The following is a 17,859-nucleotide window of genomic DNA, read 5'->3' on the forward strand; positions in this document are numbered from 1 at the left end:
CTTAAAAAATTAAATCATTTTTTAAATATTGTGATTATAAACAGAATTGCATAGTAACCATAGATGCTGATTAGTATCATAAAACAAGAAGTGATTCGAGTATGCAGAGTAACTTTTAAATAAAGTTAAAAAATAAAAATTAAATTTTTAAATAGATAAGACTTTATTTTTAAGAATACCTGTGCTAATATCCACAAAATATTACTGCTTTGTTGCTAAGAATTGGTAAACTGGCAGGTGTTTTGGTAGATTAAGATTATAATTTGGTACTGTAAGATAGGTGTGCAATCATGAACCGTTTTTGTTATCGTGTGATTTTTAGCAAAAGCCTAGGCAGACTTGTGGTGGTTTCTGAAAAGACAAGATCGCAAGGCAAATCCGATAACTCAAGCATGGGCGGTAGTACGCCGGCTGCGTCATCACCTGTTGGTTTTGGTTTAAAGACTCTTGCACTATCACTTCTGCTTGGGCTGGACATGACTGCCCACGCCACCACCGTCATCGCTGATCCATCCGCCGATAAATCACTACAACCCATTGTTCTACCCACAGCCAGTGGCATCACTTCAGTCAATATCACCACCCCCAATGCTCGCGGTTTATCCAATAACCATTATAGCCAATTTGATGTCGGCAGTTCTGGTGTTATTTTAAATAACAACCGCCAAGCAACAAATACCCAAATCGCAGGCTTTGTGGCAGCCAACCCCTTTATGGCTCGTGGTGAAGCTTCTACCATCTTAAACCAAATCAATTCAAACCATCCAAGCTACTTGGGTGGTTTTATTGAAATTGCAGGTAAAAAGGCAGATGTCATCATTGCTAATCCATCAGGCTTAGTGGTTAATGGCGCTGGGCTTATCAATGCAGGCAATGTCCATCTGGCAGCAGCAGGCAGCCAAGTCAATCAAGGGCAGGTATCTGGTTATCAAGTCAGTGGCAACTCTGCTGCTCATATTGAAGTCAATGGCAAACTAAACCTACAAGGCACCGATTATGCCGCTTTAATTACCAAAACTGCCCAAATCAATGATAAGATTTATGCAGGTAATACGCTTGATATTATTCTAGGCGAAAATCAAATCAGTCTTCAAAATGGTGATTTTACCAAGCTTAATGCCACTAATAAACAAACCAGTGCATTATCCGCCAGTCAAACCACCAATAAAGAACAGCGAGGCGTTGCCCTAGACATCTCATCTTTGGGTGGTATGTATGCTGGTAAAATCCATCTGATTGGCACGGACAAAGGCTTTGGGGTTAATAACACTGGTGTCATCACCGCAACTGGCAAAGGCGTACAGGCAGGCGGTACACTCACCCTAGATGCTCAGGGCAATCTTGTCAATGCTGGCATACTGTCTGCCAAAGACAAACTTGCCATCAATACCCATAATCATTCTGTTCTAAACGATGGCACACTGCTTAGCGAACAAGCCAATCTCACCATCAATACAAAAGACCTTGAGAGTGCAGGCACCATCCACAGCACTCAGACCACCCAAATTGATGCCACTGATACTTTAAACAATCAAGGCAGTATTTATGGCGGTGTTTTACAACTTACCACCAATCAGCTTGATAATACAGGCAAACTCATCCAAACAGGCACAGGCCGTCTTAATATCAGCACAGACACACTCACCAACAGCAATAAAGCCGTCATCGGTCAAAGTCTGTATGAGCAAACCACCCTCGATGCACCAAGCACGCCAAGCAGCGATCAGAGTGCTGGTACTATTGGTAGTGATTCTAAAGACAATACAACAGCCAACACTGCCAACTCATCAAACCCATCACTACCTGCAACCACAGACACAACTCAGTCCATCCCAGTACCAAGTGCTGATGGTTTTATCACAGCCAAATCTTTGACCAACACAAACGATCAAGCACTCATCACAGCCACAGGCGACATTAGTATCACCGCCAATCAGACAAAGAACACCAATCAAGCATCCATTGACGCACAAACCTTAAACACCAAGACTCTTACCAACACCGACAGTAAAATCGCCTTAGACACCGTTAACTGGCAATTAACCAGCTTTGACAACAGCAAAGGCGATATTAGTGCCAAAGATGGTATGGTGATTGACAGTGAATCTACCATCATTAATGCAGAGGGTAGTTTGACAAGCGGTGGTGATATGATACTTATCGCCAAGGACAGTATTATCAATCAAGACGGCACCATTACCGCAGTCAAACAAGCAGATATCACTGCCAAAGAATTACAAAATGGCGGTACTATCACGGCTGATACGCTGACCATCACCCAACAAGCAGACTATACCCACACGGATCAGGATAAGCTTGTTGCCAATCGCCTAGCGTTTACAACAAGTGGCAAGCTGATTAACCAAAGTCAATTTACCGCCGATCAAGATTTGACACTGAATGCCAATGACATCACAAACCAAGGCTTGATCAACAGTGAAAACACATTCATCAAAGCTGCAGGCACCATTGATAACTTGGCTGGTGGTCGTATCTATGGCACACACCTTGCCATTACTGCCGACACACTAAACAACACCCCAGCCAAAGCCAGTGATACCGACAGCCATCACACCGCCCCAGTCATTGCAGCCAGAGAGCGTCTGGATATTGGTGTAAACACCCTAAACAACAACCCCAACCCTGACAGAGCGGGCAAATTCAACGAAAACTTCGACAGTCAAGCTTTAATCACAAGTCTTGACAGTCTTAACATTGGCGGCAGTCTTGATGACAATCATCATGCCACAGGCAAAGCCGAAGCCATCATCAATAACGGTGCAACCATTGAATCTGGTGGGCAGATGCAGGTTAATACCAAAACCTTGTTAAACACCAATGCCGACTTTAACAAGCATACAGTCAAGGTAGAGGAAGAATCTGTCTATGGACAAACACTCTATCGCAACCGTGAGCAGTCAGGGGCAGCTCCTGTCATTCAAAAAAGCACCAATACTGATGATTTGGGCAATAAACCCATGGCAGGATTGTTTGACTGCCCAGAGGGTAGCGACTGCATCATCAACTACGGCAATGATTCTGCCATCTGGTCGTACTTTAAAATTGAGCCGCCCAAAGAGCCTATCCCAAGCATTAAAGCTCAGGATCTGTTAGATGAGCCTGATCTGCCAGAAAATGAAACCGCCGAAAGCTGTGCTTTGGCAGGTGCAGCCAATCAAGCGTGTGCTCAGTACAACAAAGAGCTGGCAAATTACACCAAAGTTATGGGTCCATTGTTAAAATGGGAAGAGGATAATGCTGCATCCATCGAAGCGCTAAATTCAGCGATTCGAGAGTATAACCGTCAGTTCGTCAAAGACAAAAGCGATGTGGATTTGGCATTAAACATCTACACCACCGATGAAGCGTATTTGGGTCCAACCAGTAAAAAAGGCGCACCGACTGGTGCTTTATATGTCAAACAAGCTAACGGTGATTATCATCGTGTTGGTGAAGAGATTGATGAGATCACTGTTGACTTTGTGGTCTATGAGGATAAAACCCTCACCTCTGACCCTGCTCGTATGGTGGCTGGCAATAATCTTATCATTCATGGCGATACCTTAATTAATGATAAAAGCCAGATAACTGCAGGTCATGACTTTGCTGTCATTGGCGATACTGTCATTCAAACACCTGACAATGGCCTGCATGGTGAAAAAACCAAAGTCACGGAAAATGGTCGATATGTCAGCCGCACGGTTGAGTCATCTGCTGCAGGTCGTAGGCATAAGCGTATTGATATCGGCAGTGGTGCCTTTGTACAATCCTTTGCGCCGCTGGCAACTTACGAGCTCCCCATCCTAAACGCTGCGATCAATACCACGCCAAATAGCACCAGCATTGACAAGCCAGCTGTGGATAATGATGTTTCTACCATCATTAAAGATGTGGGTGATGACACCATCACCTTACCAACTTCAGCCTTATACATCATCAACGCTGACGACCCTAATCAGCCACTGGTTCAAACCGATGCCGCCTTTACCGATTACAAACAGTGGCTTGGCTCGGATTATATGCTAAAAGCCCTACAATCAGACCCAAATCACATCCACAAACGCCTCTCTGATGGCTATGGTGAGCAACAGCGCATTAAAGATCAGTATTATCTACTGACAGGCAGACACATCAACACCGATTACCGCAGTAATGAAGAAGCCTTTAAACAGTTGATGGATAATGGCATCACTCATGCCAAACAGTTCGGCTACACGCTTGGCACCGCACTCACGCCTGAGCAGATGGCGAACTTAACCACAGACATCGTCTGGTTGGTCAAACAGTCCATCACGGTCGCCACCAAAGACAAAGATGGCAATACCATCACCAAAACAGAAGAAGTGTTGGTGCCTAAGCTGTATCTAAGATCTGCCAACATCGCCACAGGTGCACTTACCCCTGATGGCAGATACAGTGCTGTCTCAGCAAGAAATATTAACATGCAGCTGACTGGCGATCTTGACAATAATGGCAACCTCATCGCCAAAGACACAGCTGCCATTACCGCAAACAATGTCAATAATACAGGCACCATTTATGGTAACTTTGTCGCTGTCACAGCAGATAATACCATTGCCAATCATGGCACCATGTATGCAAACAGTGCCATGAGTCTAGATGCAGGCAACCAAATCATCAACCAAAGCCAAACAGCTACCCAAACAAACACACAAGGACAAAGCCACTCATCTAACACCGCCACCACACGCATCGCCACCATCAGTGTTGGTGAGGGCTTAAAAGACAAAACTGATGATAATGGCAAACCTTTAACCACCCTAAGTCTGCGTGGCAATCAGATCATCTATCAAGGTGCCACATCAGACAACGCTGGTGGCAGCACCCAAATCACCGCCGAAAACGGCATCGACATTGGTGCTGTTACCGTAAGCAATCACATCAGTGCTGTCGCCGATGAGAATAACTACTTTAAGTACAGCCAAACTACCGATGTAGGCTCAAATATTAGCAGTTATGGCAACACCATCATCAGAACTACAGGTGAGTATGCAGACATTAACATCCAAGGCTCGCACTTAGACTCTGCCACAGGCACTACGGCTATTATTGGTACTGGGGATGTACGCATGATTGAGGGGCGGCAGACACAGAGTGTAGAGAGTGCAAGTTTACACACCAATCGCCGCTTAACAGGCAGTAAAACTGAGCGGTCTAGCTTTGAGCAGCACAGCAGCACCAGCATAAAAAATCAGGTGGGCGGCAATCAAGTAGTCATCAGCGGTGTAAATACAACATTGGTAGCTACCGAAGTGTTGGCAGATGGCGATGTCCTTGTTAAAGCCGACAAACAGCTTAGCATTGGCTCTACCGCAGACAGTCTAAGTAGCCACAGTAGCGAGCAAACCACCAAAAAAGGCATATTTACCACCGCGCCCGCCTCAGTGACCCTAGGCAAACAGCAAACTCGTCAGAACGATGCCTATGAGCAAGTCACCTACACAGGCTCATTGGTGGGTACAACAGGGGGTAACATCCGCCTTGAAGCAGGTGATGGGGTGGATGTCATTAACAGTGACATCATCGCTCAAAAAGATGCGATTGATGCCAATACAGGTAATATTTTATTTAAAGCCCAAGCTGTCAATATCACAAGCCAAAATATCCAATCCAGCAATGAATCACACTTCTTACAAAAAACCACAGGGGTGACTGCCGGTGTTTCAAGCAGTGTTGTGAGTGATACACAAAGCATTGAAAGCTTAAAAGACGCTGCCCAAGACACCGACTCTCGCCGTGCTAAGCTCATGGGGACTTTAGCAGCTGCATCTAAAATACGCACCCTTAATCAAAACCTACAAGACAGCAAACTAGGCTCTGTCAGAGCCCAAGCTACCATCGGCAGTCAAAGCACCAAAAGCGACAGCCAAAGCCATCAAGAGACCAATGACGCTGCCAATGTCCATGCAGATGGCAATCTGATCTTTGATGTCAAAGGCAAAGGCGAAAACAGCACACTCACCGTCACAGGCTCAAACATCAGTGTTGGACAAAACCTATACAACCATGTTGAGGGCGATGTCATCTACCAAGCCTCAACCCAAACCAGCACCCAAGACAGCCAAAACAGCAGTAAAGGATGGGGAGCAGGTGTCTATGCCTCTGCCAATCTTGGCACCGATGGACTAAGCTCAAACTCTGCTGGCTTTACCGCTAATGCCAATAGAGCAAAAGGCAGTAGCCAAGAGATTGCCACAACCCACACCAATACCCAAGTCACTGTTGGCGGTACAACCGTCAATGACATTGGTGGCAGTCTTATCCTAGATGGTGCCAATCTTGATACCACATACCTAACAGGCACAGTAGGCGGTGATCTGATCGTCAAAAGCCATCAAGACGAATATCAATACACCCATGACCAAAAACAAATGGGCGGCAGTCTTGATGTCAGCTTCCAAGGCACACCACAATCTGCCAGTATCAATGGCGGCAAAACAGACATAGACGCAAGCTACAAGCAAGTCACCCAGCAATCAGGCATCAAAGCCAATACCTCAAACCTATCCGTACAAGGAAAAGGCAGCTTCACTGGTGGCTATCTCATCACTGATGCAGGTAAAAACCAAACTCAATTTGCCCAAGGCATCCAAACCCAAGACATTGAAAATCAGCTAAGCTATGAAGGTGATGCCATCAGTGTCGGCATTGGTATCGGTGCAGACGCCAGCAGTCTAGATGGCAAAGCAAAACCTGCCCTACAAGGCTTAGGCTATGGTACAATAGACCCAGTTAATAAAACTAGCACCACCCATTCTGCCATCACTGACCAAGCAGGACTTAGCCATATCAATACAGAGAACTTCAAACAAGAAGAAGTGCAAGATGAGCTAAATCAAATCATCACCAATGACTTTGATAAGGAGCAGGCATTAAAAGAGTTAAATGCTCAAACAATCATTACCACAGAGTTTGGGAGGGAAATACCTAAACAAATCGGCGATTATGCCCAAGCCAAAGAGTTTGAACTGCTTGCCCAAGGCAACATCCAAGAAGCCCAAAAGTGGAGCGAAGGTGGAGTTTATCGTGTGGCTTTGCATACGGCTGTGGGTGCAATAAGCGCGGGTACTATTGAAGGTGCGGCATCGGCAGGTACAACCACTTACGCCATTCCAAAGATTGATGAATATCTAAAAGAACAGGGTTTTGACGAAACAGCACGACACTCTGCTTTGCTTGCCCTATCAGCAGGACTGGGAGCAACCATAGGTGACAGCACAGCAAGCACCATCAATAATGTGGGGCAGGTGCAGTGGAATTATTTGTACCATGAATCTGCATTAAGAAGTGGCAAATTAACTCCTGCACAATTGGAACATGTTCTAGCTCTCAAAAGAGCTGGTGCTGTTTCTTATGAAACACTAGAAAGAAAATATAATGCTTGTAAAGATGATGCTTGTAGAGATGCGGTTAAAAACGAGTGGCATCGAGAATCAGAACGCACCAAGAATATACAACTTCAATTAGTAAAGCAGGGTATACTTACTTGGGAGGATTTTGATAGTTTTGCTAATGATGGCTATATTGGTGTAAATTCACCACATTTAGAAACCATTCAAAATAAACGTCATACTTTGGCTGCAATGGAGCTATCAAGCTGGTCATCAGCTCAAACGCCACCAGCACGAATAGAGGCTCTTCGAAGAGATGGTGGAGTAACACCTGGAAGCATTGAAGATTTGCTAATGCAAGCTGGTGCTGGGACGGTTGGTGCAGCAGTTGCTGGGCGTGGAAGCCGAACACCTGCAAAGGCTAATAATCAGACGTTATTACCTGCGGCACCTATTGCCAATAGTGGTGCTGCTTACAGACAAAATATTATAACAGTTGCAAATAACCGTCAACTTGCACAAATGCCCATTACCATCAATAATAAAACATACCAACCCATTGCACAACCAACAACCGCTGGTGCACCTATTTATAGAGGTGTAAGCAACCAAGATGTTTATCGGGCATTTAAAGATATAGCTGGGATTAAGACATTGCCACAAACGGGCAGTCCTATGTATCAAGCTATTCCAGGCAAAACATCGCCATCAGGCAAGCCAGGATATATAATCAAAGTTCCGCAAAGTGATGGCTCAACGGTATTATTAAGAAACTTTGCAACATCTAACAGGGAACATCCTGTGCGTTTTACCATTGAAATTCAACGGCCTGTTGGCTCATCATCTAAAACATTGGAGTTAAAATTCGAATGAAACAGATTGAACTAATTATCCATACCTTTTTAAATCGTCATTTTGCTTCAGAGCTTTACTTTCTTTGGGATGATGTCTGGGCGGTTAGTGAAAATCTCATACAACCACCCTGTGAAGAAATTATTTATGATAACGAAACGGCATTTTTTCTCGCTTTGGAACTCTTGTTTGCCCAAAACTACTGTCGCTTAATAACCAATGATGGCAATAAAGAGATTGATGATGAAATAGCCAAGATGGATGCCAAACAAGCTTGTCAGCTACTTAAAGATGTTTGGATTGGTGAGGAGGCTATGAATAAGCTTGATGAAGAAAATCAGTATGTTGGTTGGTGGTTTAGGATATTATGCCCCTATAACATCGTTCATCGATATGTAGATGAAGATGGTGAAGAGAGATGGGTTCTTAATTAATTTTAACCTCCTGTAACAAAAGCTGCAACGGCTAGGGTTAGATATCTAAACAGCAACTTTGGTAAAATGTGGGTGGTACAAATTAAAGTTGGAAATAAATATCTAGATTTCGATGGAAATTTTTATAGAACCCCCCAACAAAATATTACTCATATTCCTGTTAATATAGCTAAATCATATGAAAAATTTAGATTACTATCAATCGCTGGTGCAGCCCGTAGGCTGGGTTAGCGACAGCGTAACCCAGCATTTATAGTGTAACTCATTGATTTTGTTGGGTTTCGCTTTACTTAACCCAACCCTTAAAGACTATAACCTATTAACCCAACCCACAACCCAAAAAGACCCAAACCCATGACCTATACCAACCACCCATCTTGCCATATATTATCCTTACCAACACGATTGGCATTGGCTGTCTCTTTGACCTTATGCTGTTCAGCATATGCCAATACCCCTGAACAGATTGCCCATCAGCAAATCTTGCTTAATGAACAAAGACAAGCGGTGCTTAATCAATCATTGATGACAAGCCCTAGCGTGCAAGTTGATGTGCCCGCCTTTGAGTCTATTGCCAAGATGGATTCTATTCATACTGACAGTCAAAACAGCCACGATGATTTGCCTTGCTTTACCATCAATCAAATCGCTTATGCACCGATTGATGCTGCTAGCGATATTACTGGCGATGCTGATAGAGCAGATTTGAATCAATTCGCCTTTGCTCTTACGCCTTTAACACATGGCAAAAGTAGTGTATTGGGTCAATGTTTAAACATCAATGATATACATCACATTGTCCGTGATGTACAAAACCGCTTGATTGAGCGTGGCTTTGCCACCACCAGAGTCTTTATTGGTAATCAAAACTTATCTGGTGGTCAGCTTGTCTTGTACTGTCGTACCAGGTGTTATTGGACAGATTAAGGCAGATACGGCAAATAGTCCCAAGCCCATTTATACAGTTTATACAGACCCCACAGGACTGCCTGCCAATTTTAATACCGCTTTGCCTTTTAAATTTGGTGATGTACTAAACATCAGACAGCTTGAAACCGCCCTTGAAAACCTAAAACGAGTGCCAAGCTCTGATGCTGATTTTGCCATCATGCCAAGTGAGACTAGCAAGGTGGGAGCAAGCGATGTACTCATCAAATACGCCGCATCCAGAAAAGTGCGAGGCAGCCTTGGTCTTGATGACTCAGGGTCAAAAACCACAGGTAAATATCAAGGCAGTGTTACCTTAAGCTTTGGCAACCCCACTTGGCATAATGACTTACTCTATCTGACCTATAGCCGTGATTTAGGCAATCACATCAATAAAGACGAATATACCAATAAGACTGATAAAGGTGGCAGTAAAAACTATGGTATGGGCTATGTATTACCTATTAACAACACCGTCTTTCATGCCAATGCCAGCCATTACACCTATCATCAAACCGTGGCAGGGGTGAATCAAGACTATCTCTACAGCGGTGATTCTGATAACATCAGTCTAAATGCCAGCCACTTGGTACATCGAGATGCTAAGAGCAAAACATGGCTCAATGCAGGTGGCTTCACCAAATCACAAAAAAGTTATATTGATGATACCCAAATCGATGTACAACGCCGCAAAATCTCAGGCTGGACGGCAGGCATTCGCCATGAGACACGCTTGGGGCAAAGTCAGCTAAATACAGATGTCAGCATACAAAGAGGTACAGGTGCATTTAATGCCTTGACACCACCTGAGAGTCTGTTTAACGAAGGCACGGCACGCACACCGATTTATAAGCTTAATCTAAACTTTGCTACACCTCTCAAAATGGGCGATAACTACCAAGCAGGCTATCAGGCAAACCTAAAAGCCCAATACACCCAAGAAGCCCTAGTCCCCAGTGAGCGAATGAGTATTGGTGGACGATACAGTGTGCGTGGCTTTGATGGCGAGCGGACACTGTCAGGCGACATCGGAGCAATCCTTCGTCAAGATGTCAGCTTTCCCATTAAGCAGTCAAATCACAGTCTATATCTAGCCCTAGATGCTGGCAGTATCGCCATGTAAAACAAAGAGCAAGACAATCTGCTACTTGGACACACACCCATCGGTGGTGCCATCGGCATCAAAGGGCAAATTAAGCCACTGCGCCTAAACTACGACTTCTTTGCAGGGCATCCCATCAGACAGCCTAAGTATTTTGGTGATAAAGATTGGGTTGGTGGAATGAGTTTGGGGGTGGAGTTCTAACCAAACGGTTTTTTAAACCAGCAGACAAATAAATCCTGCGTAAACCATCAGTTAGGCATTGGCTTGGCTGGTGGTTTTTTATTGGGTGGGTAGAATGTTTACAAATATTTTGTAATACTTGCACATTGCCATCTCTTGTTTTAAAATATATAAACCTTTATGTAACAATTGTGCAAAATTATACCCAATCATCTGATGTTTGGGTAAGGTATTAAAATCTTCGAATGTTTGGTGGTATATCAAGCTGGTAAAAAACATGGTTGTTTTGGTTTTGTGAATATACACATAATTGGTGTATAGATGCTTACATCAATGAAAAAAGTAATGGTGAACTATATGGACTTAAATGTGATTAGAGAGAATCGCTGATTTAGTAGATGTGGCTGAGCAGCGCCGTATTTCCTTTTCTGAAATACAATCGGTTTTTAAATCTGTCAAAAATTCGTTAAATGGCAGAACATTTATTCATCTTAAAAATAAATTGGGTGGCGAGTACGACAGTGTTAAATTAACGACATTACATCAAAATTTGTCTAACATAATAAACGCACATATTTTCTTTGATGACAAGTTGATTTTTATTTTTGAAAAAGAAGATGAGATAAAAACTAAGCTTGATGCATATTTTGATGGTCAAAATTTTGGAAGTTATCAACCATACAAAAAACAGAAGCTTGATGAATTATGTGATTTCTATCATTTTTTTGTTTGCCGAGAGATTAATGTTAAGGTTCAACTTAGTTTGAATGATTTAAAGGAAGTTGATGGCAATTATCAAGAAATATATGCCATCGAAAAAATTCCGCTAAATTGCCATGATTTTATCATGATTGATAATAAGTGGATTGTGGTTGGAATTGATTTGGCGGACGTACTTGGTGCCAATGAGCTAAATATTGCCGAAAATAACTTTTTTAATTTTTTAAACAAGGAAATTGACATTCGGTTGGATAAGCGAGTGGATTTTTTCCCAAAAATTAGAGCATTTTACGACTTGCCACAGAATAGCGACAATGGCGTTACCGAGATTTCATTCATCACAACAGCAGGTACGGCTCATCATGAAGTACTAAAAGGAAATGCAACGGATTTGCGCCAAGCTCCTTACCATGATGGCGGTGTAAAAGCAGTTCGTGGACAAAAATACAACGGGCAGTTGTTGAATAATGATATCACTCCTTATAAAATAAACACAAGATTCTATCGCGTGGATAATAGAGACATGGATATCGCCATCAAGAGCAGTTATCGAGCTCTGCATACAGCCAATGCTTCACATGTCTATGGTGCTTTTATTTACGGCAGTAGGAGTTTGTCTGATTTGAATTTTGCAATTAATCGCTTGACTGCTTGATCATGAATATTGTTGATAACGCAAAAAATGAGCTAGACTCTCGCCACATCCCCCAAGATGTAGCGAGTGTTTGTCTTGCGATTATCAATCATGTGTCAAGATCCCCAAAAGCTTTCTCTCACTTGAGCTTTATGGATTTATATCGAATTAGCCCGAGAGTTGATGACGATAGCTTTTATCAAGCGGTATTTTTGTTAACCAGGCATCCATATAATATTCTAACTCAGAACTTTGAAGCTCAGCATCCAAGAGATGGCTTTAAAATTGTACCAAATAAAGAAGAGATCATAGAGGCAATGAAAACTAGCGATTTCTTCAATCCTTTTACTGGGCAGAGCTTAACCGAACAGGAGTTTGGAGAGCAGGTACTAACTTTTTTTTCACCCTCAGATGAATTATTGGAAATGTTTAATGCTAAATAATTCGCAACTATCCAATAATAAGATACGCCAATTGTCCATAACACCCAATCCAAAAAGCTATCAAGAATTTTTGGATGCCTTGTATTGCGATCTAGATTTTGCTATCGCAGAGCTTGCAAAATATAAAAATATTTGCTCTCAGGGGATTAAAAATAACCCCACCCAGGGCGAAAACCTGATTAATGTAATTATTTGCGTCATTCTGACCGCTCGTGGTTGGCAAGCTGGGCATGACACTTCTATCAATGGTCACGCTGATATTGTCGTCACTTTGCCATATATGAGTTATCAATGGATTGGTGAAGGAAAAATTTATAGCGGACCCACTTATACCACTAAAGGCTTAAATCAGCTTGCTTATCGCTATTCCACTGGACTAGAAGGTCAAAATGCAGGTGGGCTTTTGATTTATATTGACAGCACAAATCTCAACCAAAAGCAGATACTAGATAAATGGTTCAAGTCATTGCAGGATTCCTGCTTTCCAATAATCAAGCCCAACAGTCCTTGCGCAAATAACAGCCTTGCATTCTATAGTACGCATACCCATCCTTCTTCAGGTCTTGATTACACCATCCGGCACATGACGCTAGATTTTCGATATAATCCAAAAGACTAAGCAAATCACGTCTTAACAACTGTTAGCCACCTCTACAAATTAATTTAATATAGTCATTATACAAAATAACTACTAGATGATCACATGAAGAGTAGAATAAGTGGTCACGTGAAGAGTGGAATAAGTGATCATTTGGAGTGGAATATGCAGCCTAAATATCCCAAAAGTTGATCCAAGTTTAGTTTCATACATTCAAAGTCATACTGGCAAGGGTGATTTTGCGTCATATCAATATACTTGGAATAATAACAGGATTATTGGTAATCAACAGCCCTCAACAATACCAAGAGCAACAAGAGTTCAAGCACCAACCTATCCACAAAGTGCTTTAGGAAGGTATAATAATACTACAAAAGCCTCTAATATTAATATTTCTGGGGCCAGAACTACCAAAAGTTATATCACTGATTCTCTAGGAAGATATGGAGATTCGGTTGTAAACACTACGCTATCTGGTGCGAATACTTCAGCTTCTTTTGAAGCGACCGGCATGGTAGGCTTTGGTTTTGGATATAGTGGAGGGACAGCATTGGATACAGAAAGAAAAGTATGTAATGTTGATAGTGTTTGTTTTTTGTTAGGTCCAAGATTTGGTGGTTCTGCTAGTGGAAATATTGAGGTAGCTACAGGAACATTGAGTCCTGGAGAAAAAACAACAGGTGTTTCTCTTGAGGGTGCTGTTGTTCCCATTGCTGGCATAAAAGGGAATGTTACTCTTTACGGAAATGGTTCTGTTGGCTATTCTTATAGCAAATCATTAGGTGCCGATACTGGAGTTGCCTTAAAAGTATGTTCCGTAGAAACTAAAAAGGATTGTAAAGACTTGCAATGAAAAGAAATTATTTATTTTTTGTACCATTCTTGCTGATAATTTTTTTGGGTAATTTTGGAGAATATATTTCAAAGCCAGTTTTTTACACCATTTTTTTATTGATAATTATTCTTTCTTTTTTTGGTTTTTTAGATGTATTCTTTTTCATGTTTAGATTTTTTAAAAAAAAGTTAAAATAATAAGTAATAAAATAGGCACATTGGGCGGTGCCATAATGATTTGTTCAAAAAAAGTGGGAGATGCTTGTGCCAATGAATGATGGTTATTACAAGAATAAAACTAAGTTGAAAAAATTTCATATTAGTTTTGTAATTTATCTTATTTTATTTGCCATTACTGGTGTTTTGGCTTATTTGCAATTTATGACTCTGTTTAAATTGTTTTTTTTCATAGTAGTTTTATCATTTTTTTATGTGTTTTATAGAGGCAATGACTTTTATAATCATATGAAAAACAAAATGAAAGAAAAAAAGAAAAAAGGCGTAAAACCTGCTTTTGATATAGATATTATTGAAGACTAAATAAAACCTAAGAATCTTCGATAGCATCACCTCAGCCTTGTATGCTCCTAATTCAAATGGTATCATAGGTGATGTGGCAAGAGCGGCAAGTCCAGAGCTTGCTTATCGGATTGGGCAATATTTTAAAGAAAACAAACTCAAAAATGAAATTGATGGTGGTAATCGCCCAGAAGAACAAAGCCCACAACACCTATTAGCCCATACCATACTAGGTGCTGCTGTAAGCTACGCCACAGGCAATAACCCAATAACAGGTGCTGTATCAGCAGTAGGCAGTGAAGCTGTTACTCCTATCTTATCTGACTTCTTATTTGGCAAAAAACCAAACGAGCTAAGTCAAGAACAAAAAGATACTATTACAAGTATTTTAAGTCTAACCACAGTTACTACTGCTTATAGCACAACAGGCGATGTGAGCAGTGCGGTGAGTGGGGCTGAAGTGGGGAGAGTTGGGGTTGAGAATAATGCTAATATTTTTGTAAATGGGCATTGGAATAGGTATGTTGGCAATCTGGAGAAGCTAACAGGTGGTCTCATCCCTAACCTTTCTCCCGCCAGCCCCGGCAAAGAAAAATATTGGGATTGGATAGGTGGAACTTCTTTTGTTCCAAAAGCCAAAGAATTTTTAAATTCAGAAGCAGAAAAAGACATCTTTGTCGATGGATCTAGTTTCATGGGGATAGATCAGGATGGTAAAGACAGATATCGTTTAGGCTATCAAGAGGTCTATAATAACATCGATAAGTATGAATCACTTTTGACGAGTCGTAACGAAACTTTTAAAATTATCTCGCATAGTGAAGGTGGTGCGTATGGAGCAGGCATGGCTCAAGCTTTGATAGATAAAGGCTATAAAGTTGAAACCATGCTGAGTTTATCACCTGATGAAGCGACAGATTATTCTGTGCCAAGACAGCCCACCACTTATCAGATACACAGTAATTTTGATATGGTATCTCCTTTTGCTGTGCCAAAAGGTACAGACTATGTGTTGTTATTAACAGATAGCAATGATGTCACTCGGACTCACACAAGAACAGTTTCAGCTAAGTCAATCAATAGGTTAAAAAATTATCTGAAGCAGCTTGGTGGCAGAAAAAACTCCTTTTATGACAATAAAGGAGGAATTAGGAGGTATGAGTAACTTGAGTTTAAGACTTTTAAGTTGGATTTTTTTTATCTTTAACTGCTTATACATTCCATTATTTTTGGTGCAGTTGGGAGGTTTTTTATCTTCCTCGTATATGGCTTGTGTTAGAGTGCTGAAATATGGTAGATTTTACGATTCCTTGATGAGTTATACGATTATTTTTGGTTTATTCATTATTTTAAATTTATGCTTTTTGTGTGTTATTTATTTGCTTAATAGAAACATGATTGGTCTTATTATTAAGGAGAATAAGAGAATTCTAGTTTTTCTAACCGCTCTTTCTCATGTTATACTTTTGTATAGCCTTTGGATGGATATTGAGAGTGACTGTTCGGCATTTCCTGAGCTCGCAGGTTGGGTTGAGCACCTATAGCCCGTAGCACGGTAGCCCGTAGGCTTGGGTTAGCGATAGCGTGTGGCAGAGTTTGCCGACAACCAAGCCTTTAAACTCATTCAAAAGCTAGATGAACTCAATGATAAAAACATTGACATTACTTCTGATGAGTATCAAAATACCATCAAAGAGATCGACAAGTGGGGTGAAGGCGGCATCTACCGAATAGCACTACACACCCTAACAGGTGTTCTTGCTACAGGTACAATACAAGGAGCTGTATCAGCAGGTACAACCGCCTATACCATTCCAAAGATTGATGAATACCTTACAAAACAAGGCTTTGATAAAGAAACAAGAGACGCAACCTTACTTGCCCTATCAGCAGCCCTAGGCACAACCATAGGCGACAGCACAGCAAGCACGGTGAATAATGTGGGGCAGACAAGGTGGAATTATTTATATCATGAGTCTGCATTAAGAAATAAGCAATTAACTAAGAAACAAAAAGATCATATTCTAGCACTTAAACGAGCAGGTGCTGTTTCATACGAAACCCTTGAAAAAAAGTACAACGAATGTGAAAATGATACATGCAGAAATGAGATTAAACAACAATGGTATCAAGAATCTGAAAGAACCAAGCAAATACAGCTTGAGCTGGTAAAACAAGGTGTGCTTACTTGGGAGGATTTTGATAGCTATGCAAATGGTGGATATATTGGCATAAATTCAACTCACCTAACAACCATACAAAACAAACAGCACACCCTAGCTGCAATGGAATTGTCAAGCTGGGCACAAAATCAGAACACTCCAGCAAGAACAGAAGCCTTAAGAAGAGATGGAGGAGTAACCCCGGGAAGTACCGAAGATTTGTTAATGCAAGTTGGTGCTGGTGCGGTTGGTGGAATGGTTGCAGGGCGTGGGCAGAGAGGCAGTAGTGTTGCCACTCCGACTACCAATCAAAGCACAATATCAAGCTCAAATATTGTTGTTTATAATCCTCAATATGCTACGAAGCAAGTTTTGAATGGAGGTAGGATTAATGAATCTAATTTGAGAAAATTGGTTCCTCAGGGGACAACGGATATTTTTGTATCATCAGCAAGTATCAGGCAGGGCTATAAATATGAATTTTATGCCAATGGTACAAAAGTTCAAATTAAATGGCACAGCCCAGACCAACAAGCTGCCCTTAAATACCCAAACAGTAACTCTGGCAGAATGTGGACGGCACAAATTAAAGTTGGGAATAAATATCTAGGTTCCGATGGAAATTTTTATAGAAACCCTCAACAAAATATTACTCACATCCCTGTTAATATAGGCAAATAGCATGAAAAATTTAGATTACTATCAATCTTTGCCAGAATCTCCTTCTGTGGCATTGATGGAAAATGAGTTTGACTATCTGATCGATAACCTATTACCCAATTTGAACTTTAATGATTTACTGCCAATATTATATGAATTGTCAGATAGGCAATGGAACACCTATACCATCGCCGATGACAAAATAAAAGATGCTGTAAGTGGATATCTAATTAAGTTTATGAATATAAACTCTGAAAATGAAGTAGATTCTGCCTTGCATATTTCATTGGCTATGGGGTTGCCAAGTGTTTATTTTTATATTCTTAACAGTTTTGATAACATTGTTAATGTAAATGTAAAAAACTTAATTAATGAGTACAGGGAGGAGGTTGTTGATATAGCAAACCCTTATATAGGGATGGAATAAACTGGCTCGTAG

12 protein-coding genes are annotated in these 17,859 nt (G+C 41.3%); all 12 read left to right on the top strand.

The genetic code is table 11. The annotated features are described in order from the left end of the window. The first annotated feature begins 290 nt into the window (after window positions 1-290). On the top strand, window positions 291-8,225 hold the full coding sequence (locus tag EL162_RS06365) for a two-partner secretion domain-containing protein (RefSeq protein ID WP_126330899.1): 7,935 nt from the start codon (window positions 291-293) through the stop codon (window positions 8,223-8,225). Next, window positions 8,222-8,638, top strand: coding sequence for a hypothetical protein (locus EL162_RS06370; RefSeq protein ID WP_126330901.1), 417 nt, complete (start codon window positions 8,222-8,224; stop codon window positions 8,636-8,638). The genes EL162_RS06365 and EL162_RS06370 overlap by 4 nt, the downstream gene beginning before the upstream one ends. A 354-nt stretch (window positions 8,639-8,992) precedes the next feature. Then, complete coding sequence (locus EL162_RS06375) at window positions 8,993-9,565, top strand: POTRA domain-containing protein (protein ID WP_126329781.1); 573 nt, start codon at window positions 8,993-8,995, stop codon at window positions 9,563-9,565. Next, window positions 9,525-10,688, top strand: coding sequence for a ShlB/FhaC/HecB family hemolysin secretion/activation protein (locus tag EL162_RS06380; RefSeq protein WP_170161397.1), 1,164 nt, complete (start codon window positions 9,525-9,527; stop codon window positions 10,686-10,688). Before EL162_RS06375 ends, EL162_RS06380 begins: the two co-directional genes overlap by 41 nt. A gap of 562 nt (window positions 10,689-11,250) precedes the next feature. Then, window positions 11,251-12,225: a hypothetical protein gene (locus EL162_RS06385; RefSeq protein WP_126329785.1), complete on the top strand. Its 975-nt coding sequence runs from the start codon at window positions 11,251-11,253 to the stop codon at window positions 12,223-12,225. 2 nt (window positions 12,226-12,227) lie between these two features. Then, a complete protein-coding gene (locus EL162_RS06390; RefSeq protein WP_126329787.1) occupies window positions 12,228-12,647 on the top strand; it encodes a hypothetical protein in 420 nt (139 codons plus the stop codon). Further along, on the top strand, window positions 12,637-13,266 hold the full coding sequence (locus EL162_RS06395) for a hypothetical protein (protein WP_126329789.1): 630 nt from the start codon (window positions 12,637-12,639) through the stop codon (window positions 13,264-13,266). The genes EL162_RS06390 and EL162_RS06395 overlap by 11 nt, the downstream gene beginning before the upstream one ends. 124 nt (window positions 13,267-13,390) lie before the next feature. Beyond that, the gene (locus EL162_RS06400; RefSeq protein ID WP_126330903.1) at window positions 13,391-14,098 is read left to right on the top strand and encodes a hypothetical protein; all 708 of its coding nucleotides are present in this window, start codon (window positions 13,391-13,393) and stop codon (window positions 14,096-14,098) included. A gap of 245 nt (window positions 14,099-14,343) precedes the next feature. Further along, window positions 14,344-14,619, top strand: a complete 276-nt coding sequence (locus EL162_RS06405; RefSeq protein ID WP_126330905.1) for a hypothetical protein — start codon at window positions 14,344-14,346, stop codon at window positions 14,617-14,619. Window positions 14,620-14,692: 73 nt separating this feature from the next. Further along, window positions 14,693-15,763 (top strand): VENN motif pre-toxin domain-containing protein, encoded by a 1,071-nt coding sequence (locus EL162_RS06410; RefSeq protein ID WP_170161424.1) that lies wholly within the window; start codon window positions 14,693-14,695, stop codon window positions 15,761-15,763. Window positions 15,764-16,184: 421 nt separating this feature from the next. Beyond that, the gene (locus EL162_RS10195; protein WP_227543388.1) at window positions 16,185-17,441 is read left to right on the top strand and encodes a hypothetical protein; all 1,257 of its coding nucleotides are present in this window, start codon (window positions 16,185-16,187) and stop codon (window positions 17,439-17,441) included. Between the two features lies 1 nt (window position 17,442). Continuing rightward, window positions 17,443-17,847, top strand: a complete 405-nt coding sequence (locus EL162_RS06420) for a hypothetical protein (protein ID WP_126330909.1) — start codon at window positions 17,443-17,445, stop codon at window positions 17,845-17,847. Window positions 17,848-17,859 lie beyond the last annotated feature (12 nt).

Origin of the sequence: Moraxella cuniculi (assembly GCF_900637105.1) — a bacterium.
GTDB lineage: Bacteria > Pseudomonadota > Gammaproteobacteria > Pseudomonadales > Moraxellaceae > Moraxella > Moraxella cuniculi.

Coding starts and splice junctions, on each gene's coding strand:
- EL162_RS06365 (WP_126330899.1), top strand. CDS start 291: ATGAACCGTTTTTGTTATCGTGTGATTTTTAGCAAAAGCCTAGGCAGA.
- EL162_RS06370 (WP_126330901.1), top strand. CDS start 8,222: ATGAAACAGATTGAACTAATTATCCATACCTTTTTAAATCGTCATTTT.
- EL162_RS06375 (WP_126329781.1), top strand. CDS start 8,993: ATGACCTATACCAACCACCCATCTTGCCATATATTATCCTTACCAACA.
- EL162_RS06390 (WP_126329787.1), top strand. CDS start 12,228: ATGAATATTGTTGATAACGCAAAAAATGAGCTAGACTCTCGCCACATC.
- EL162_RS06395 (WP_126329789.1), top strand. CDS start 12,637: ATGCTAAATAATTCGCAACTATCCAATAATAAGATACGCCAATTGTCC.
- EL162_RS06420 (WP_126330909.1), top strand. CDS start 17,443: ATGAAAAATTTAGATTACTATCAATCTTTGCCAGAATCTCCTTCTGTG.